The sequence below is a fragment of the Anabaena cylindrica UHCC 0172 genome, from assembly GCF_034931625.1.
GTDB classification, from domain to species: domain Bacteria; phylum Cyanobacteriota; class Cyanobacteriia; order Cyanobacteriales; family Nostocaceae; genus Anabaena; species Anabaena cylindrica_A.
In genome coordinates, this window is record NZ_JAYGGY010000079.1 from 48,608 (window position 1) to 67,541 (window position 18,934).

Annotated in this window: 29 protein-coding genes; 2 read left to right on the top strand and 27 right to left on the bottom strand. The window is 42.2% G+C overall.

The features are described from left to right. Nucleotides 1-60: 60 nt before the first annotated feature. Nucleotides 61-495, top strand: a complete 435-nt coding sequence (locus VB713_RS15060) for a hypothetical protein (protein ID WP_323312327.1) — start codon at nucleotides 61-63, stop codon at nucleotides 493-495. A gap of 47 nt (nucleotides 496-542) precedes the next feature. On the opposite strand, the gene VB713_RS15065 is transcribed toward VB713_RS15060, so the two are convergent. Together VB713_RS15065 and VB713_RS15070 are read right to left on the bottom strand one after the other, a co-directional pair. Then, entirely contained in the window at nucleotides 543-3,230 is a 2,688-nt protein-coding gene (locus VB713_RS15065) for a DNA methyltransferase (protein ID WP_323312328.1), read from the bottom strand. Nucleotides 3,231-3,493: 263 nt separating this feature from the next. Beyond that, the gene (locus VB713_RS15070; protein WP_323312329.1) at nucleotides 3,494-3,841 is read right to left on the bottom strand and encodes a helix-turn-helix transcriptional regulator; all 348 of its coding nucleotides are present in this window, start codon (nucleotides 3,839-3,841) and stop codon (nucleotides 3,494-3,496) included. Nucleotides 3,842-4,080: 239 nt separating this feature from the next. Here VB713_RS15070 and VB713_RS15075 point away from each other — a divergent pair, with 239 nt between their 5' ends. Further along, nucleotides 4,081-4,527: a hypothetical protein gene (locus VB713_RS15075; RefSeq protein WP_323312330.1), complete on the top strand. Its 447-nt coding sequence runs from the start codon at nucleotides 4,081-4,083 to the stop codon at nucleotides 4,525-4,527. A 9-nt stretch (nucleotides 4,528-4,536) separates the two neighbouring features. Here the strand turns inward: VB713_RS15075 and prfA are convergent, their stop codons facing one another. The 25 genes from prfA to rpsC all read right to left on the bottom strand — a co-directional run bounded on the left by prfA (nucleotide 4,537) and on the right by rpsC (nucleotide 18,895). After that, on the bottom strand, nucleotides 4,537-5,631 hold the full coding sequence (gene prfA, locus VB713_RS15080; protein WP_323312331.1) for a peptide chain release factor 1: 1,095 nt from the start codon (nucleotides 5,629-5,631) through the stop codon (nucleotides 4,537-4,539). 95 nt (nucleotides 5,632-5,726) lie between these two features. Then, nucleotides 5,727-5,963: a 50S ribosomal protein L31 gene (gene rpmE, locus VB713_RS15085; protein ID WP_323312332.1), complete on the bottom strand. Its 237-nt coding sequence runs from the start codon at nucleotides 5,961-5,963 to the stop codon at nucleotides 5,727-5,729. A gap of 119 nt (nucleotides 5,964-6,082) precedes the next feature. Continuing rightward, entirely contained in the window at nucleotides 6,083-6,499 is a 417-nt protein-coding gene (gene rpsI, locus VB713_RS15090; RefSeq protein ID WP_323312333.1) for a 30S ribosomal protein S9, read from the bottom strand. Beyond that, nucleotides 6,499-6,954, bottom strand: a complete 456-nt coding sequence (rplM, locus tag VB713_RS15095) for a 50S ribosomal protein L13 (protein WP_323312334.1) — start codon at nucleotides 6,952-6,954, stop codon at nucleotides 6,499-6,501. Before rplM ends, rpsI begins: the two co-directional genes overlap by 1 nt. Before the next feature lie 46 nt (nucleotides 6,955-7,000). Next, a complete protein-coding gene (truA, locus tag VB713_RS15100; protein WP_323312335.1) occupies nucleotides 7,001-7,828 on the bottom strand; it encodes a tRNA pseudouridine(38-40) synthase TruA in 828 nt (275 codons plus the stop codon). Between the two features lie 102 nt (nucleotides 7,829-7,930). Next, nucleotides 7,931-8,281 carry a 50S ribosomal protein L17 gene (gene rplQ / locus VB713_RS15105; protein ID WP_323312336.1) on the bottom strand — a complete coding sequence of 117 codons (351 nt, stop codon included), beginning with the start codon at nucleotides 8,279-8,281 and terminating at the stop codon, nucleotides 7,931-7,933. A 32-nt stretch (nucleotides 8,282-8,313) separates the two neighbouring features. Then, nucleotides 8,314-9,258 carry a DNA-directed RNA polymerase subunit alpha gene (locus tag VB713_RS15110; RefSeq protein WP_323312337.1) on the bottom strand — a complete coding sequence of 315 codons (945 nt, stop codon included), beginning with the start codon at nucleotides 9,256-9,258 and terminating at the stop codon, nucleotides 8,314-8,316. A gap of 345 nt (nucleotides 9,259-9,603) precedes the next feature. After that, entirely contained in the window at nucleotides 9,604-9,999 is a 396-nt protein-coding gene (gene rpsK / locus VB713_RS15115) for a 30S ribosomal protein S11 (RefSeq protein WP_015215932.1), read from the bottom strand. A gap of 54 nt (nucleotides 10,000-10,053) precedes the next feature. Continuing rightward, nucleotides 10,054-10,434: a 30S ribosomal protein S13 gene (rpsM, locus tag VB713_RS15120; protein WP_015215931.1), complete on the bottom strand. Its 381-nt coding sequence runs from the start codon at nucleotides 10,432-10,434 to the stop codon at nucleotides 10,054-10,056. 111 nt (nucleotides 10,435-10,545) lie between these two features. Then, nucleotides 10,546-10,659: a 50S ribosomal protein L36 gene (gene rpmJ / locus VB713_RS15125; protein ID WP_015129703.1), complete on the bottom strand. Its 114-nt coding sequence runs from the start codon at nucleotides 10,657-10,659 to the stop codon at nucleotides 10,546-10,548. 115 nt (nucleotides 10,660-10,774) lie between these two features. After that, complete coding sequence (infA, locus tag VB713_RS15130; RefSeq protein WP_006276978.1) at nucleotides 10,775-10,999, bottom strand: translation initiation factor IF-1; 225 nt, start codon at nucleotides 10,997-10,999, stop codon at nucleotides 10,775-10,777. Between the two features lie 192 nt (nucleotides 11,000-11,191). Beyond that, entirely contained in the window at nucleotides 11,192-11,746 is a 555-nt protein-coding gene (locus tag VB713_RS15135) for an adenylate kinase (protein WP_323312338.1), read from the bottom strand. Beyond that, nucleotides 11,746-13,059 carry a preprotein translocase subunit SecY gene (gene secY, locus VB713_RS15140; protein ID WP_323312339.1) on the bottom strand — a complete coding sequence of 438 codons (1,314 nt, stop codon included), beginning with the start codon at nucleotides 13,057-13,059 and terminating at the stop codon, nucleotides 11,746-11,748. Before secY ends, VB713_RS15135 begins: the two co-directional genes overlap by 1 nt. Before the next feature lie 71 nt (nucleotides 13,060-13,130). Then, complete coding sequence (rplO, locus tag VB713_RS15145) at nucleotides 13,131-13,577, bottom strand: 50S ribosomal protein L15 (RefSeq protein WP_323312340.1); 447 nt, start codon at nucleotides 13,575-13,577, stop codon at nucleotides 13,131-13,133. Between the two features lie 49 nt (nucleotides 13,578-13,626). Then, on the bottom strand, nucleotides 13,627-14,151 hold the full coding sequence (gene rpsE / locus VB713_RS15150; protein WP_323312341.1) for a 30S ribosomal protein S5: 525 nt from the start codon (nucleotides 14,149-14,151) through the stop codon (nucleotides 13,627-13,629). A gap of 93 nt (nucleotides 14,152-14,244) precedes the next feature. Beyond that, nucleotides 14,245-14,607: a 50S ribosomal protein L18 gene (gene rplR / locus VB713_RS15155; RefSeq protein ID WP_323312342.1), complete on the bottom strand. Its 363-nt coding sequence runs from the start codon at nucleotides 14,605-14,607 to the stop codon at nucleotides 14,245-14,247. A gap of 2 nt (nucleotides 14,608-14,609) precedes the next feature. Then, nucleotides 14,610-15,158, bottom strand: coding sequence for a 50S ribosomal protein L6 (gene rplF, locus VB713_RS15160; protein WP_323312343.1), 549 nt, complete (start codon nucleotides 15,156-15,158; stop codon nucleotides 14,610-14,612). Nucleotides 15,159-15,283: 125 nt separating this feature from the next. Next, complete coding sequence (gene rpsH, locus VB713_RS15165) at nucleotides 15,284-15,685, bottom strand: 30S ribosomal protein S8 (protein ID WP_323312344.1); 402 nt, start codon at nucleotides 15,683-15,685, stop codon at nucleotides 15,284-15,286. 21 nt (nucleotides 15,686-15,706) lie between these two features. Next, a complete protein-coding gene (gene rplE, locus VB713_RS15170) occupies nucleotides 15,707-16,255 on the bottom strand; it encodes a 50S ribosomal protein L5 (RefSeq protein WP_015215923.1) in 549 nt (182 codons plus the stop codon). Nucleotides 16,256-16,380: 125 nt separating this feature from the next. Further along, complete coding sequence (gene rplX / locus VB713_RS15175; RefSeq protein ID WP_323312345.1) at nucleotides 16,381-16,728, bottom strand: 50S ribosomal protein L24; 348 nt, start codon at nucleotides 16,726-16,728, stop codon at nucleotides 16,381-16,383. After that, complete coding sequence (rplN, locus tag VB713_RS15180) at nucleotides 16,728-17,096, bottom strand: 50S ribosomal protein L14 (RefSeq protein WP_015215921.1); 369 nt, start codon at nucleotides 17,094-17,096, stop codon at nucleotides 16,728-16,730. The genes rplX and rplN overlap by 1 nt, the downstream gene beginning before the upstream one ends. 42 nt (nucleotides 17,097-17,138) lie before the next feature. Further along, complete coding sequence (gene rpsQ / locus VB713_RS15185; protein ID WP_015215920.1) at nucleotides 17,139-17,390, bottom strand: 30S ribosomal protein S17; 252 nt, start codon at nucleotides 17,388-17,390, stop codon at nucleotides 17,139-17,141. A 6-nt stretch (nucleotides 17,391-17,396) separates the two neighbouring features. Continuing rightward, nucleotides 17,397-17,624, bottom strand: a complete 228-nt coding sequence (gene rpmC / locus VB713_RS15190; protein WP_323312346.1) for a 50S ribosomal protein L29 — start codon at nucleotides 17,622-17,624, stop codon at nucleotides 17,397-17,399. A gap of 3 nt (nucleotides 17,625-17,627) precedes the next feature. Continuing rightward, nucleotides 17,628-18,053 carry a 50S ribosomal protein L16 gene (rplP, locus tag VB713_RS15195; RefSeq protein ID WP_323312347.1) on the bottom strand — a complete coding sequence of 142 codons (426 nt, stop codon included), beginning with the start codon at nucleotides 18,051-18,053 and terminating at the stop codon, nucleotides 17,628-17,630. Nucleotides 18,054-18,145: 92 nt separating this feature from the next. Beyond that, nucleotides 18,146-18,895, bottom strand: a complete 750-nt coding sequence (gene rpsC / locus VB713_RS15200) for a 30S ribosomal protein S3 (RefSeq protein WP_323312348.1) — start codon at nucleotides 18,893-18,895, stop codon at nucleotides 18,146-18,148. Between the last annotated feature and the right edge of the window lie 39 nt (nucleotides 18,896-18,934).

Consider the following 18,934-nt stretch of genomic DNA (forward strand, 5'->3'; position numbering starts at 1 on the left):
GGGAGGGGTTCTTAAAAACTCTATAAAATAGTGATTTCAATTCTTTAACGATATTTATTTATGACTCCAACTTTATTTGGTCGTTGGCAAACTAGATTATTATTATTAGCAACTGTCGGCATATTAATATCTATCCCTTTTGCTATTGGTTTAATTGGCAACCGTCCTCATGCCATATATTTTTGGATACTTGCCTATGTTGCTATTTTTGGTTTAGGTTGGGATGTTGTTTATAATTATCTACAAAAATCGCGTTGGGATAGGGACTGGCCAGCAGCTTATCAACTTTTTGCAGGTATTTGGGAAATGGTATTTATATTTTGTGGAGTTAAGATTTTTGGCTTTTTACCCATACCTATGCCTAAAGAAGAATTACCCATAGGATTATTTTTTCTCCATTACAGTATTGTTTGGATAGCTGTTTTTATCACTTCACAAAGTTTAATGAGGATTGTTTTTCCTCGCTGGCGTTTTCGGGGTGGACAGTGGTTATGAAACGCAGAGGTATGAGGAGGTAAACGCAAAGGAACGCAGAGGGTTTTTTAATTTGGTGACGAGGGTCCGATGATTTTTATTCCTTGTTTTTCTTTTTCTGCCAGTTCTTTGTTTAAGTTGAGGAGTTTTTCTAGAATATCGTCGTTCGGGTGGAAATCATAGGCTTGCATGACTAGTTTATCTAATTGTTGATGCAGTTTATAAAGTTGGCTGGTTGGTTCGTGGAAGAATTTATTATAAAGTGTGGTAATTCCCCACTGTTTTGACTCCATTTGTTCTGTCCGATATTGATGAAGTTCTTCAGCTTTAGCGCGAATTTGTTGTACTAATTTTGTATTGGGTATTTGGGGAAATGGGAATGTTTCAAAACAGGTGTTGTGTGTGTAACGAGTGTCTCCTTTTAAAGTAGAACTTTGCGCTTTTACCCAAATGCGATGTATGTTAGATGTGAGAATTCCTAATATATAAAAGTCATCTGATGCTATAACTGTTGTTGAGTCTGCTGGTAGCCAATTAGATTGACCAGGAATGAAAATAAACCATTTAGAATGCCTGGGAACAACGAAGTAACAAGATAAATTTTTAATTGCTTTTCTCATTCCTGGACGCTTTTCACCATGTTGCCACCAATTAATTCTAGTTACCTCTCTTCTATTGTTTTCTCTTTCTATTTTAACAGTGTCTTGAATATGTAAAAAAATCATTTCATAATCACTAGCTTCTTCTACCGTCATATCATTAAAATCAATAATCCAACGACTGGGAATACCATTGGGTTCATCAGTTATATCTGCACCAGATAATAATAATTTAAGTAATATTTTATTTTTTGATTCAACCTTAATCCAGTTTTTTACCTGTGTTTCAGTTACAATAAAACCCTTCCCACTTGGCTGAACACCTTTAAATGAGTAATCTAGATTGCTTTGTAGTCGAACAGCTATAGAAACATCTATAGTCGATTGAAGAGAAGAACTAATTGATTTGACTATCTGATTATTCAAATAATATACTTGTGGTTTTTGATAACACCAATTGACAATACTAACATGAACTTTTGCATCACCTGACCAAGGCTGAGATGAAATAGCATCATGGATAATACCACTATTTTGAGTTATATAATCTAGTCCGGCTCTACGAGTATTACCTTGACTAATAGTATTTGTACCAACTAAACCTACTCTACCTTTTTCCTTAATATATTCATGTGATAACCGTAACCAATAACCACAAAAATCTACCTTATCTTTAACTTCAGAAAATTTACTAAAAATTTTTTCAGCATAATCATCACCTAAATTTTGTCTTATTCTATGTCCACCTAAAAAAGGCGGATTTCCAATAATAGCATCAGCTTTTACCCATTCAGTAAATAAAGCATCTTGACAAATAATATTATTATCTAAAGTATCCAGCGGTAATGCTGGTTCAGTTAAATTCAAATTATCAATTGCAATCTTCCGCGCAATCATCAAAGTCACCCGTGCTAATTCCACAGCAAAAGGATTTGTATCCATTCCATAAAATTGTAATGGAGTCACCAAACCCATTTGCATTTGCTTATCTTCAGATTTTCGTTTTTGTTGCATTTTCTCTAACAGCAAAGTTTCAATTCTCTTCAACTCCTGATAAGCCATATAAAGAAAATTGCCAGAACCACAAGCGGGGTCAAGAACGCGATAACTTTGCAACTCTAATTGCAGTCTCGAAAGTTCTTTAATTGTATTCGCTTCCTCAATTCTTTTTTCCCAAAAACGGCTAATAGTCGGACGGACAATTTTCATGATATCCGCTTCAGAAGTATAATGAATTCCTCTCGCGTGACGCTCTTTTTTATCCACCGTCCCTTCAAATAAATTCCCAAAAATAGCCGGACGTACCTTACTCCAATTCTCCCGTGCAGAGACATCTAAAAAATTTAATTCTTCTTTTGTTAACTCAATTGCATGAATTTGTGAAAATAATCCACCGTTAAAATAATCTACTCCTTGATAACGTCCCGCAGGTGTTTTACCCAATTGATTCATTTCCCGAAATAAACCACCCAAAATATCATAAGAACTGCCCCCATTTTTGCAATCCTGCACACAAGAAACAAACATATCACGAGGTAAAAGTTGTCTATCTTCTGCGAACATCGCTAACACACATTGCAAAATAAATCGCTGTGCTGTTAACTTCTCAATTCCTCGTTTTTCTAACTCTAATAATAATTCTCCCATGCGCCGTGCAGCGCGTTCTGTCACCTCAACCTGATTATTTTGGAATACAGGAGTTTTTTGCCCTAATTCCATAAATACCAAAGCTCCCACCCGTTCTGGCAGTTGCTCCAGCGCTATTTTATCTACAGGTGTATCTAACTGAATATCAAAATCAAATATCCAAAACTCATCAAAATTGCATAAAATTACATATTTAGGACGATTAGGAACCAACCGCGTCCAATAATCAAAAGCCTGAGAATAATGCTTACTTAAATCTTCTCCCCGCTTTTTCATCTCAATCAAAACGCGAGGTTTCCAAACCAAATCAGCAAAACCAGTTTTCCCCTGTTTGCTACTTTTTTTAATCGCTTCCTCGTAAGTTGCACCAGCTTCCAAAGCCCCCTCATGTCCAAACGCCCGAAAAAATCGGTCTAAAAACGTTTGTGCTTCCTTCCGTTCCTGTCCCGTAATGTGCTGCTGACAAAAACTCACAAACTTTGCCAAACTTTCCGGTGTAGCTGCTACCATTTTCGCAAGGAAATTATCTTAAGTACCTGTAATAATCTCCATGTTACAAATTAATCAACAAAAAGAGTAAAAGCATTTGATAAATACCCAAACTCATCTTCTTCCCTCTTCCTTCTTCCCTCTTCCTTCGCGCTCTTTGCGTCTTCGCGGTTCAATAAATCCATATTCATCTAATCGCAAGAGACAAAAAAATCAACCTTCCCAATCTTGCCGAGTATCATGTCCATATCCATCGTCACGAGTATAATTAAACTCACTTTTGCTTAATCACCTGTAGCTTCCACCACAGCAGCTAACCTGTCCGCTGCCGCTTGCACAATTTGCGCTACTTGACTCAAAGGCATATGTTGGATTTGCCTCAAAATTAAAACCAAATCTGAGGTTTCTTGGATTGGCTTACCATCTAAACAACTGAGTAACTCTTCCAGTGTGTAACCCGCTCTCGCTGCGATTTTTGCCAAATTCTCAGTATCTGGAACTTTTACGCCTTTTTCCCACATCTGAACTGAGGTAGCAGAAACACCCAAAAGTTTGCCAAATGCCCGTTTACTCATCTCACCACGAGCTAGTTTGATAATCTCAATCAGTTTTTCTCTGCTTTCAATATTCACTGCTTCTATAGGTAACTAGTCAGTTGTTTGGACAACTTTACTTTTAATATTACAACTTTAGTTTTATATTGACATCTACGGTTTTTGGAATTAAACTATAACTAAAGTTTTTATATATAAACTTAAAGAAACACAAGAGTGGTAAATTATCTCAACTAGCTTGAAGTGAAAGGAGTTAGTTGGTGACAAGGATTTAGCTACCAACTCTAGATTTCTGCCAATCCTATTCCAGGTGCATCATGTCTCGCCATTTACGCGAAATTAATAAATATCGCCGCAAAGGTAAAAACTTAATTAGCTCTAATAAAATTAAACCACAACAGTGGGACATTTCGGAAGCTGAAGCCCAAGAAGCTTTACAAGCTAAAGGCTACAATGTGAAGCAAATCAAAAAAATTCACTGTCTCAAGCATCAGGTGTCTATTTCTTATTGGGATAATCAAGGTAACATTTGCAGCAGTTTTTTCAGCTATCGAATTTTTACCCGTTGGTACAAAGAAGTAGAAAAGTTAATTGATAACTGCCAAAATCTCAAGGAATGGACGAGATTAAACTACGTTATAGGTTATGAGTTTATCTATTACAATTATCTGAGTAAGATTGAATATGCGCTGCATCAGTTATTAGAAAACCGCCTGTCTGAGTTAAAAGCAACAGAACAACAAGCGGTTTTTCAGAATACGTGATAGTGGAAATTAGCTGCCAGAGGTAGCTAATTCAGCTAAACGCTCTTGCTGATCTTGAGAAATACAAGATTGGATAACTGTTTCTAAATCGCCTTCCAATACAGGATTAAGGGTGAAATTTTGACCTAATCGGTGGTCAGTAACCCGGCTATCTTTATAATTGTAGGTACGAATTTTTTCGGAACGGGAACCTGTACCGACTTGCGATCGCCTCATAGAAGTGACAGCTTCTTGTTGTTCCCGTAATTTCATCTCATAGAGTTTAGCCCGCAGAATTTGCATAGCCCGTTCTTTGTTTTGCAACTGGCTACGTTCTTCTGTACAGAAAATTCTGATTCCTGTTGGTTTGTGGAACAAGTCAGCGGCTGTTTCCACTTTGTTGACGTTTTGTCCACCAGCACCACCAGAACGGGCTGTACTCATTTCAATATCTTTCGGGTCAATATGAATTTCTACATCATCCACTTCTGGCATAATAGCGATCGTGGCTGTAGAAGTGTGAACTCTACCTCCAGCTTCTGTTGCTGGGACACGTTGTACACGATGTACTCCTGCTTCAAACTTCAGCTTGCTGTAAACGCTATCGCCTTGAATTTCCAGAATCACTTCTTTGAAGCCACCCATCTCACCTAGAGACTCGCTGACTAGCTTCACTTTCCAACTCTGAGTATCAGCATAGCGGGAATACATCCGCAACAAATCACCTGCCCAGATACTCGCTTCATCTCCACCAGTCCCAGCGCGAATTTCCAACATGATGTTTTTATCATCATTGGGGTCACGGGGTAGCAGCAAAACTTTCAAGCGACTTTCTAGGTATTCTAGCTTTTCTACTAATTCACTAACTTCCAAAGCTGCCATTTCTTGCAACTCAGGATCATTATTTGCTTCTTTGAGTACTTGACGTGCGCCTGTCAAATCTTCCTGAGCAATTTTCCAAGTTTCATAAGTATTTACTACTTCTTCCAAGGAAGAACGAGACTTGGCAATCTTTTGATACTCGTCAGGATTTTTAGTCGTATCAGGGTCGCCTAACCGACGTGTTAATTCATGAAAAGTTTGTTCAACAGATTTCAGTTTCTCCAGCAGGTATGATTCAGCCATGAGTACGGTTCCTTACAATAACAAATTGGCTCAAGCATTAAATGACAATCGACCCAGCAGATGCAGGGTCGTCGTTAACAGCTACAGCCAATCCGCTACTTTGTAGTTTCGCCAGTTTCTTGAGTACTGCTCATGCCGTACTTGCGGAGGAAACGTTCAACTCGACCCTCAGCGTCAATCATTTTCTGAGTACCAGTGTAAAAAGGGTGATTTCCAGACCAAACATCTACGTGCAGTTCGGGTTTGGTTGAACCTATGGTCATGACAACTTGACCGTTGCAGTAGACTTTAGCTTCTGGATACCACTTGGGATGAATATCAGATTTAGCCATTGTTCCTTTTGTGGTGAATCTATACAAATTATAACTTTTAGCCTTGGCAGGCTGGTATAACTTCAGATTTTAGAATTTCTAAGTCAATCCAAAATCCAAAATCCAAAATCCAAAATGGATTACCGTTTGGAGTATTGAGGAGCTTTCCGCGCTTTGTGTAAACCGTATTTCTTCCGTTCTTTAGCTCGTGGGTCACGAGTTAGGTAGCCTTCGGTTTTCAAAGGTGGGCGATTATCTGGGTCTAGTTGACATAAGGCACGGGCTACTCCCAAGCGAATGGAATCTGCTTGTCCTGTTAAGCCGCCCCCTTCTGCTTTGACTAAAATGTCATATTCGCTTTCTAGTCCCAAGGTCTCTAAGGGCGCTTTGATAGCTCCTAGATAGTTGGCATTAAATTGGAAATACAATTCTCCATCTTTGCCATTGACAACAAACTTACCTTCGCCTGGAACTAGGCGTACCTGCGCTACTGCGGACTTACGTCGGCCTGTACCCCAGTAAACGGCGCGACCGCTATTAGCTTCTGCTACTTGCATTAATTTTCTCCAGGAATTGTATTAATTATTAGTTCTTTGGGTTGTTGAGCCGCATGGGGATGAGTAGGCCCAGCGTATACTTTCAATTTAGTGAATAATTGCTTACCCAAGCTATTTTTAGGTAGCATACCTTTAACAGCGTGTTCTAAAATCCTTTCGGGTAGGCGCTGTTGCAGCTTGGCAAAGGTTTCTGTTTTCATTCCACCGGGACGACCAGAATGGCGACGGTAGATTTTTTGGGTACGTTTTTTGCCTGTAACTGCCACTTTTTCGGCATTGATGACAACTACGAAATCACCTGTATCCATGTGGGGGGTATATTCAGGTTTCTTTTTCCCTCTGAGGATCATGGCGATTTCGGTTGCCAGACGGCCGAGGCGTTTATCGGTGGCATCTACTACGTACCAGTCACGCTCAAGGGTTGCTTGAGGAGGAAGGTATGTTTTACTACTCATTGTTATTTGTCCTTTGTTTTTTGTTCTTAGTCAGTTGTGCTAATGACTACTGACTAAACACTAAATATGGCAGGGTGTCGTACCAAATTTCGCTGGGAAAGGGAAAATCGGGATAACCGACTCTTAACAAGCATAAGCCCTGGGGAGGTGCGGCATATTTCACTTCTTCCCGGCGTTCTTCTTTCCAGATTTCGGTGAAATTATTCAGCGTCCTTTGTCCAGAACCTACTTGTACCAGCATCCCTACCAATAGGCGCACCATGCCATATAAAAATCCATTTGCTTGAATTTCAATATGGATAAATGGCCCACTGCGATGACATTCGGCTACTTGTACTTCTACCCAGGAATGCGATCGCGCAGATCCTGCACGGTGAAAAGCAGCTAAATGATGTTTTCCCAGTAGAGGTTCAAGGGCAGCTTGAATTAAAGATTCATCCAAGGGAGCATAATAATAATGCCAACTGAAGGGAGTTACGAACAAGTTCGGTAGTGCTTCAGTATAGATAGTGTAGCGATATCGTCGAGATTCTGCACTAAAGCGAGCGTGCCAACTATCACTTACACTGGCTGAAGCTCTGATTAATATATCTGGGGGCAGATAGCTGTTCAAAACTGTTGCCCATTTATGAGCCGGAATTAAACCTGTGGCATCAAAATGAGCTACTTGAGCAGCTGCGTGAACTCCGGCATCGGTTCGCCCTGCGCCGTGGAGTGTCACATGATACCCCAGAACAGTAGCTATAGCTGTTTCTATTTCTTCCTGGACAGTACGCTGCGCCTTTTGCCTTTGCCAGCCATGAAAGCGAGTCCCTAAGTACTGAATGACTAAGGATACTCTGTGGGTTGGGGTAGGCTGGCGGCTTTCTAACATACTGGTTTTTGTCAGTGGCAAGAGGCAAGAGGCAAGAGTTTTTAGATTTTTAATTTATTTTTCTCTTAATTCCCTATTCCCTATTTCCTATGACTAATGACTTTAAACTAGTTCAATAATCGCCATTTCAGCATTATCGCCCCGACGGGGAATGGTATGCAGAATGCGAGTATAACCTCCTTGACGGTTAGCATACCGAGTGGGAGCTTGCTCAAACAAAGAATGAACTAGTGTTTTGTCGAAGATGTATCCTAGAGCTTCCCGACGTGCTGACAAGGAGCCATTTTTAGCTAGGGTAATCATCTTATCCACTTCACTCCGCAGGACTTTAGCGCGGATTAATGTGGTAGTAATTCGACCATGACGGATTAGCTCGGTGGTTAGCGATCGCAATAAAGCGCGGCGCTGGTCAGCTGGTTTACTGAGTTTTTTGACTCGACAACGGTGACGCATAATAAGGCACTATGAATTATTAAGGATTGTAGTTAGGTTTGCTTTGAACCTCTTTCTTGCGGTAAGGTAATGCCTAAACGTCGCTGTAAAGCTTCCACTACCTCTTCCGCTGACTTTTGACCAAAGTTTTTGATTTCTAGGAGGTCTTCTTGGGTGTAATCCAACAAGTCTGCCACAGAGTTAACTTGCGCTCGTTTGAGACAGTTATAAGCTCGGACAGAAAGTTGCAACTCTTCAATAGGAATCTGAGCAGTTGGATCGTCTGGAATATCTGAACCTGTATCTGTTGGTTCCAGGGAGATATCTTTCAACGGGTTGAATAAATCTACCAAAATTCCGGCTGCTGAAGATAGAGCCTCTTGAGGAGAAAGACTACCATTTGTCCAAACTTCTAATAGCAATCTGTCTTTTAGCGATCCATCCCCACGAGCTTCCTCAACACTATAGTTGACTTTCCGCACTGGCATAAACACCGAGTCAATTTGCAGAAAGTCCAACGATGTGGCTTCTTCCCGTCCTCGTTCTACAGTGCGATATCCTTTGCCTCTCTCGATCCTAAATTCCATTTCCAGTTTGCCGCCATCTGCTAGGGTAGCTACATACTGGGTCGGATCAATAACCTCTACTTCACTGGGTAAATCAAAATGCGCCGCAGTAACTGTTACTGGACCGTTAACGAGTAACCGACCAATCTGAGGTTGGGAGGAATAGTTTTTGAGGATGACTTCCTTCATTTTCATGAGGATTTCCAGCACGTCTTCTCGCACGCCTGGAACTGTGGCAAACTCGTGACTAACTCCGGCAATACGTACTGCTGTAACTGCTGTACCTTCTAGATTAGAAAGTAAAACCCGCCGCAGCGCGTTGCCTACCGTTGTTCCTTGACCGCGCTCTAGAGGTTCCAGAATAAATTTACTGTAATGACTTCGACTTTCCTCAGTATTTGACTCTACACATTCAATTTGAAACTGCGCCACGGAGTAGCCTCCCTTTTTAAGGTGCTGCTAGAAGACAAATCAATTGCCTCTCGAATTTACTTTATTGCCTGATCTGTAATTGAGGTGTATCAAACTGCCAAGATTTAAATTTGGTAAAGTTTATATGTCCCAATTCAGACCGCAGGCGCTGATAATGTTGTTGATTTTCAAAAGTTGAGCAGCCTTTCCTGTGGGAAGGGCTGACGTGCTTTATAGTCACACAATGGGTCTGAAGTTTATAAGCATTGGAATACTGCAAAGTTAATACTCTATATGCCTCTGAAGGCATTGCAGGTGTTATTCCTGAGCTTTAACTTATAGCTTTCATCGCTCAACAGGTTTTATCTAAACGCGACGGCGCTTGGGAGGACGACAGCCATTGTGAGGAATGGGAGTAATATCCCGAATCAGGGTAATTTCTAGTCCTGCTCCTTGCAATGCTCGGATAGCAGTTTCTCTTCCCGCACCTGGCCCGCTGACCATGACTTCAATTTGGCGCATCCCTTGATCGATCGCTCGACGGCCTGCGCTTTCAGCGGCGGTTTGCGCTGCAAATGGTGTACCTTTTTTTGCCCCTTTAAATCCACTAGAACCAGCGCTTGCCCAGGAGATGACATCTCCATTTTGATCGGTAATGGTGACAATGCTATTGTTGAAAGTAGACTGAATGTAGGCCATACCGTTAGGTACGTTCCGTTTTTGCTTTTTGCTCCCGGATTTTTTAGTTGGTTGTCTCGCCATATTTGTTTAGTGAATTTAAGGTGAATCTTGCTGTTATTAGCAAGCCAAAAAACTTTATTTGCCAGGGGCTTTCTTCTTACCAGCCACTGTCTGCCTTCTCCCACGTCGGGTTCTAGCATTGGTGCGAGTTCTTTGTCCTCTGACAGGTAAGCCCATGCGATGACGACGACCTCTGTAACTGCCAATATCAACTAAGCGCTTGATATTCATCGCCTCTAAACGCCGCAAGTCACCTTCGACTTGATAGTTGCTTTCTATTTCGCCGCGTAGGGCTGCAACATCAGCATCACTTAAGTCTTTAACGCGGGTGTCTGGGTTCACACCGGTCGCCGCTAGGATTTCTTGCGACCTTGATAACCCAATTCCGTAAATGTAAGTTAGACCAATCTCGACGCGCTTATCGCGTGGAAGGTCTACTCCGGAAATCCGTGCCACAATTAATCTCTCCCTCTTTTGTTCGTAATCGCTGTTGATAAAACGTGATTAATCGCGTCTTTTCGTTTCTATGGTGATATTATGCTGCACTAAGCTTGATTGGTCAGAGATTTATCCTTGACGTTGCTTATGCTTTGGGTTGACACAAATCACCATGACTCGACCACGGCGTTTAATCACGTTGCACTTTTCACAAATTTTCTTGACTGAGGCTCTGACTTTCATGCCTTTTTACTTGACTCCAAATAGTAAATTATAGCATTTCTAGAGAAAATAATTCAGTTAATTAAGTGGGCAATCCCCAAAAAAGCTGATTTATGGTAGGATTTTCTACATAGTTTTACTTTTTCCGTAGTCTATAGGTAATTCTACCTTTTGTCAGGTCATAAGGAGTTAACTCCACTTTGACGCGATCGCCAGGTAAAATTTTGATGTAATTGCGGCGAATTTTGCCGGAAATGTGTGCTAGGACGTTAAACCCGTTGTCCAAGTCAACACGAAACATTGCATTGGGCAATGATTCGGTGACTGTGCCTTCCATTTCAATTAAATCTTGTTTAGACAATTTGTTTTTTCCTCAACTCAACAATCTCATGTGACCCTGCCGCATATTTATCTGCACAAGAACACAGTTGGAGAAATATATCAACAGTTTATTAATATATCTTAGCTAAAATCGATCTACACTCTGGATCAAAACAGGGGAGTAGGAAAGCAAGAAAATTCTTGTTTTTACTCTCCCCTTAATTCTAGTTAGCTAGACAACTATGACATTTTCTAATTCAGTGGTGACTTCTTCTTGGGACTGATTACCGTTAACTGTCAAGAGTTTCTGGCGATCGCTATAATAGTCAATTAAAGGCGCAGTTTCTTCTCGATACACTTCTAAACGACGACGAATTACTTCTTCGTTATCGTCCTTGCGTCCTCGTCCAAGCAAACGAGTAATCACTACTTCATCTGGTGCATCTAAGTTAACTACCTTTTCACCAGCCTGGCCTATTTTTGCCAGTAATTCCTCCAAAAAAGCTGCTTGTGTTACTTTGCGGGGAAAGCCATCTAGAATCCAACCATTTTGAGCATCTGGTTGATGAAGACGTTCTTTGATCAGATCTTCAACGAGTTGATCAGGAACTAACTCTCCCTTATCCATATAGCCTTGTGCTTTTACGCCCAAAGGTGTTTGGTCTGTAATGGCTTGCCGTAAAATGTCACCTGTAGAAATATGGGGAATATGCAAAAATTCAGCCAAAGTTTTAGCCTGAGTTCCCTTACCTGCTCCAGGTGGTCCCAAGAAGATTAATCGCGTCACTATTGTTTCACCATCCCTTCATAACGCTGAGATATAACGTAAGTTTGGATTTGTTTAGCAGTGTCAATTGCCACACCAACTAGAATTAACAACGATGTAGCACCTAATCCCTTAAAGGTTGGCACTTTCAACGCACTTTCAACAGCGGTGGGAATAATCGCCACCAAGCCTAAAAATATCGCCCCCAAAAAGGTGAGTCGGTTAGCTACACGCTCAATGTATTCACTTGTAGCCTTACCGGGACGAATCCCAGGAATACTAGAACCCATTTTCTTCAAGTTCTGCGCCACATCTACTGGGTTAAGAATTAACGAAGAATAGAAGTAACTGAAGAACACAATGGAAGTTAAGTAAACTAGAGCATATACCCAAGGTGCAGAACCGCTGGGACTCAGGTAAGTGTTAACAATGTTAGCTAAGTCGGGATTTTTGGTAAAATTGGCGATTAACAGTGGCAAACTCAAAATAGCTGCCGCAAAAATAATCGGCATTACGCCCCCGGAATTTAGACGCAGTGGTAAATAACTGCGTTGCTCTGCCAATACTCGTCTACCCACTTGGCGACGGGCTGAAATAATTGGGATACGACGAAGACCTTCTTGGACAAAGACAATTCCCACAATTGTCAGTAGGAATACTAATACTAGAACGATGACGCGACCAACGATTTCCCGCCCACCAACTTGCACTAGGTCGATGGTATCTCCCAAAGATTTGGGTAAGGAAGCGACAATGTTGACAAAAATCAACAGTGATGCACCATTACCAATCCCACGTTCAGTAATCAGTTCTGATGCCCACATCACAAACATTGAACCTGCTGTGAGTGCGATCGCTGTTTCCGCTACAAATATGGGGCCTGGGTTTAAGGCAAACTGTTGGAGGAATAATGCCGAAAAAGCCACACTTTGTATAATTGCCCAACAGACAGTTACATAGCGGGTAATTTGGGATATTTTCCGTCTACCTGCCTCACCTTCATTTTTCTGTAAATTTTCTAAAGAAGGAATTGCTGCGGTGAGCAATTGGATGATAATGGACGCATTAATAAAGGGTAAAATCCCTAAGGCAAAGATACCTAAAGTAGACAATCCCCGCCCAGAAAATATATCCAATAAACCAAATACGGAATTATTGCCCGAAATGGCCTCAGCAAACCTAACTCTATTAATTCCTGGTATGGGCAAGAAGATTCCCAGGCGAACCAAAATTAAAATACCGACAGTGACAAGCAGCCTACCTCTCAGTCCAGCTGCTTGCGCCATCTGCATAAAAGTTTCTTGAGCCGTTGGGGCTTTGTCTCGACTGATCATAGAGTGCTACCTTTATAATAAACCAGGCGCTGGAAGCGAGTTGGCTGGCATAGAAGTGGGCTGGTTATGACTCAGTTTAAGACTTCACAACTCCCACCAGCGGCCTCAATTTTGCTACGAGCTTGTCCTGTGAAAGCTGCTGCTTGCACCTTGAGCGGAATGCTCAATTCCCCGTTCCCCAAAATTTTCAATGGGCCTTTAGCAGCAGTGAGAATACCTGCTTCTCTTAAAGAGGCTAAAGTTACTTCTGTATTGGCAGGGAGGGAGGCCAACTTCTCTACATTAATCGTAGTGTAAATTTTACGATTAACAATTGGAAAGCCCTTGAGCTTGGGTAAGCGACGGTACAACGGCTGTTGACCACCTTCAAAACCAGGTCTAGTGCCGCTACCAGAGCGAGACTTTTGACCCCGCATCCCTAGACCAGCACTTGCGCCTTGTCCGGCAGAAATACCTCTACCTACACGCTTACGGCGTTTTTTTGAGCCTTTTTGAGGCTTAACATCGTTGAGTCTCATGTTATGATTAGTAGTTTTTTACACTAATACTTAGTAAAAATCTCCTCTACTAGATGTAGAGGTTCTCAATAGGAATACCCCGATCTTCAGCGACTTCAGCGAATGTTCGCAGTGTTGATAGGGCATTAACTGCGGCTCTAGCATTGTTGAGAGGATTGTTGGAGCCAAGTTGTTTGGCGAGAACATTACGAACTCCTGCCAACTCCAATACAGTTCTGACTGCACCACCTGCAATTACCCCAGTACCTGGTGCGGCTGGACGCATCATCACCTTTGCTCCGCCACCTATACCATCAATGGGATGAGGAATAGAATTGGATTTGGTAATTGGGATGTCAATTAGATGCTTTTTGCCATCGGCGACACCTTTTTTCACTGCCCCAATGACATCAGAGGCTTTACCTACTCCCACGCCGACTTGACCGCGCTCGTTACCAACGACCACAATCGCCCGGAAGCTAAGTTTTTTACCACCTTTCACGACTTTACTAACACGACGGATTTGAATTACCCGCTCTTGCCAGTTAGTTTCTTCTTTTTTTGCTCGGTTTGTTTTACGACGACCCGTTGCCATAATCAATGCCTCTGTTAGTCATTAGTCATTAGTCATTAGTCATTAGTCATTTGCTCTTATATAAGGGACAAAGGACAAATGACAAAAGACCATTTAGAAGTCTAAACCAGCTTCGCGTGCTGCTTCAGCTAGTGCTTTGATGCGACCATGATAGAGGTTACCACCGCGATCAAAGACGACTTTGGTGATGCCTTTTTCTAGCGATCGCACCGCTATTAACTTACCAACTTGTGCGGAGGCATTACAGTTTGCTCCAGAGGCCAGACTTGATTTCAACTCTGGTTCTACAGTTGATGCTGCTACCAAAGTTTGATGTTGTGTATCATCAATTACTTGAACATAAATATGCTCATTAGATCGGAATACAGCTAGTCTTGGACGTTCTGGTGAACCACTGACTTTGCCACGGACGCGTCGATGACGACGCTGTTTTGATTCTCTACGAGTAAGTTTCATGTTTACTTCTTACCACTCTTACCAGTCTTACCAGCTTTCCGTCTCACCACTTCACCGGCATAGCGAATGCCTTTACCTTTGTAGGGTTCTGGTGGACGAACGCCACGGACTTTCGCTGCTGTGTTACCGACAATTTCTTTGTCATAGCCACTGACTATGACATTAGTAGTACCTTCCACTGCAAACTGAATTCCTTCTGGTGGCTCAATTTGTACCTGATGGCTGTAACCCATATTTAAAACTAGGTTACGTCCTTGAACTTGGGCCCGGTAGCCAACACCTTGGATTTCCAAACGGCGTTGAAAACCGAGGGATACTCCCTCAACCATGTTGGCAACCAAAGTACGGCTTAAACCGTGTAGTTGCCTGGATGTGCGGGTTTCATCCCGACGTGTTACTAGTAATGTTTCCCCTTCTTGGGAGACGATGACATTAGCAGGTAGAACGCGAGAAAGTTCCCCTTTTGGACCTTTCACGACTACTTTAGTGCCATCAATCGCCACTTCTACTTTTGCGGGAACAGTAATTGGACGTTTACCAATACGAGACATGACTTAATTTTGTCCTTTGTCAGATGCGAGTTATTAACAATAACTCCTAAAAATTCTGATAGCCCCGCGTGGCGTAAGCCATACTTGTGATAGCGCAGCGTGGCATCAGCCATACTTTTACTTTTTTACCAAACGTAGCAAAGCACTTCACCACCTAAATTCTGACGACGTGCTTCTCGGTCAGTCATAATTCCACTGGATGTGGAAATCACGGCAATACCGATTCCACCTAGTACCCTTGGTAGTTCTTTGCGATTGGAGTAAACACGCAAACCTGGTTTACTTACTCGTTTTAATGCGGTGATCAGGGGTTGACGGTTTTTACCCTTATATTTCAGGGAAATCACCAGATTTTGTTGTACCCCTTCTCCTGATTCTGAAAATTCAGCAATAAAGCCTTCGTCCCGTAGTACTTTGGCAATATTGCGAGTCATTTTCGTAGCTGGCACTTGTGTAGTTTGATGCCTTGCCAGATTAGCATTGCGGATGCGCGTCAGCATATCTGCAATTGTGTCGTTAGCCGCCATCGTTCCCTCTGTCTTATGAACTTATTGATCGCGAAAGGGCATTCCCATTTCTTTAAGTAAGGCACGTCCCTCTTCGTCATTTTTGGCTGTGGTGATGATAGAAATATCAAGACCACGGATCTGATCGATGCTGTCGTACTCGACTTCTGGAAAAATTAGTTGTTCTCTGACACCTAGAGTATAGTTACCCCGTCCGTCAAAGCTTTTGGGACTAATACCACGAAAATCGCGAATTCTAGGCAGTGAAAGACTAACAAGTCGATCTAAAAAGGCATACATCCGTTCGCCTCTCAGAGTCACCATAATGCCAACAGGCATACCTTGACGAATTTTGAAGCCAGCGATCGCCTTTTTTGCCCTTGTTACCACTGGTTTTTGACCAGTGATCAGTGCAATTTCATTTAAAGACGCTTCCAATGATTTAGCATTTTGAGCAGCTTCTCCCAAACCCCGGTTAATAGTTATTTTTACTACCTTCGGTACTTGATGAACGTTGGTGTATTGAAACTGATTAATTAGTTTGGGAACAATTGTCTCTTGGTATAAGTTTTTGAGTCTGGTTTTCGCCATAGTTTTTGTCCTTATTATCCCTGGTCTTGGTCAGGGAATTGGAGATTTTGGATTTTAGATTTTGGATTTTGAATTAAAAAAATTTCTAAATCTATTCAAATCTAAAATCTTGCCCTTATCACAGGTTATTTATCAAGTATTTCACCTGTTTTTTTGAGCATCCTCACTTTCTTACCCTCAGATGTGAAAGTGTAGCAAACGCGACTGGCTACGTTTTGCTTAGTGGAATAGAGCATCACGTTAGAGCTATGAATAGGAAATTCCTGGGTGATAATCTGCCCGGATTCCCCTTCTTGCTGCGGTTTAACGTGCTTAGTTTTAATATTCACACCTTTGACAAGGACTTTGCTCAATTGGGGTAGTGCTTTGATCACTTCACCAACTTTACCTTTGTCTTTACCAGCGATCACCTGTACAGTGTCCCCAGTTTTGACGTGCATTTTATGAAATACTTTGGGTTGTGGCTTTGCCATTACAGCACCTCCGGAGCCAAAGAAACGATTTTAGTAAAGTTTTTGTCGCGTAATTCCCGTGCTACTGGGCCAAAAACCCTTGTACCTCTGGGATTACCATCTTTGTTGATGATTACAGCAGCGTTATCGTCAAAACGAATACACATACCACTGTCACGATTTATAGCTTTACGAGTACGCACAATTACAGCTTCCACAACATCAGACTTTTTGACAGCCATGTTGGGTGTTGACTCTTTAACAACAGCGATAATTTTATCGCCCACGCCACCGTAACGGCGATTACCTGCACCTAATACGCGGATGCACATTAGTTTTTTGGCACCGCTATTATCTGCGACATTCAGATAAGTCTGGGGTTGAATCACAATTGGTCTCCCTTGTGAAGTTGTTAGTTTTATAACAACTATTTAAGTTGTAGCTTTGGTGTTGAGGACTTCTGTGACCTGCCAGCGCTTGGTTTTACTCAGGGGTCTAGTTTCTTGAATGCGGACGCGATCGCCCACTTTACAATGATTATCTTCATCGTGAACCTTATAGCGCTGGGTTCTAACCACAATCTTGCCGTACTTGGGGTGAGGAGCGCGGTTTTCTACAGCCACTACGACAGTTTTTTGCATTTTGTCGCTCACTACCAAGCCAACTCGTTCTTTGACTGCCATAATCTCCTACTTTTGTTCTTGAGACGATTGACTTGTAGCCCGTTGGCGTTCTCCCTCTACTGTTAACAGTTGGGCGAGGCGATGGCGGGCGTGTCTGAACTGGTGAGGTTTTTCTAGTTGTCTAGTAGCTTTTTGTAAGCGCAACTGAAATAGTTGTCTTTTAATAGCGAGAACTTCCTCAGCCAGTTTCTCGTCACTTAATTCTCTAGCTTCTGAAATTTTGGGAAGAGGCATAACCTACTCCTGCTCCTGTGGTTGAGAGCGAACAATAAACTTAGTCTTGATTGGCAGCTTATAGGCAGCTAATCGCATAGCTTCACGGGCTATTTCTTCGGTAACACCAGCGATTTCAAATAAAATCCGTCCTGGCTTGACTACGGCTACCCAAAACTCTGGATTACCTTTACCAGAACCCATCCGGGTTTCAGCAGGACGCATGGTGACAGGTTTATCAGGAAAAATCCGAATCCAGATTTTGCCACCCCGGCGGATATAACGAGTCATTGCTCGACGAGAAGCTTCAATTTGCCGAGAGGTTATCCAAGCAGGTTCTTGAGCCTGGAGGGCGAAATCCCCAAAGTTGAGAGTACTACCACGGGTAGCTAGGCCCTCCATTCGTCCGCGTTGTTGTTTGCGGAATTTAGTTCTTCTAGGACTTAACATGACTTACTAATTGGTAACTGGTAATTGGTAATTGGTAATTGGTAATTGGTAATGAGTTTTTTATTTCCTACTACCTATGACCTTTGACCTATTTACCCTTCATTTGATCTATCTTCAAATTGCTGGCGACGACGTTGTTGTTGACGGCGACGGGGTTCGCGGGTTGTGGGTGCGGCTGGGGTTTCTTCCTGTCCAGGAATAATTTCTCCCTTAAATACCCAAACTTTGATCCCCAAAATGCCGTAAATCGTTTGCGCTGTGCAGTAAGAATAGTCAATGTCAGCCCGTAGTGTATGTAGAGGTACTCTACCTTCACGTGTCCACTCTGTCCGGGCAATTTCTGCACCGTTGAGACGACCACCAACTTGAACTTTGATTCCTTGAACACCTGCTCTTTGGGCGCGTTGGATAGCTTGGCGAACTACCCGACGGAAGGAAACACGGCGTTCTAATTGTTGGGCGATATATTCGGCTATCAAGTAGGCATCGGCATCAACTCGTTGAACTTCAACTACGTTGATGCGAATTTGACGGTTGCTGCCCAATAGGTCTTGGAGTCCGGTACGCAGTGATTCAATACCTTGACCACCCCGACCTACTACTACACCTGGTCTGGCTGTCCGTACCTCTAGGTCGATTTGATCAGCTTTGCGCTCAATGCGTACTTCGGAGATGCCGGCATTGTTTTGAGCGTATCTACCCAGTTTTTGTTCTATGTATTTCCGAAGTTTGTAGTCTTCTTGTAATAGTTCTGGATAACGATCAGGAACGGCAAACCACCGGGATTGATGTTCTTGAGTAATACCCAGACGAAAACCGACTGGATGAATTTTCTGTCCCACAAATGCTTCCTCTAAAATTTCTTACTTTACGCAATTAGT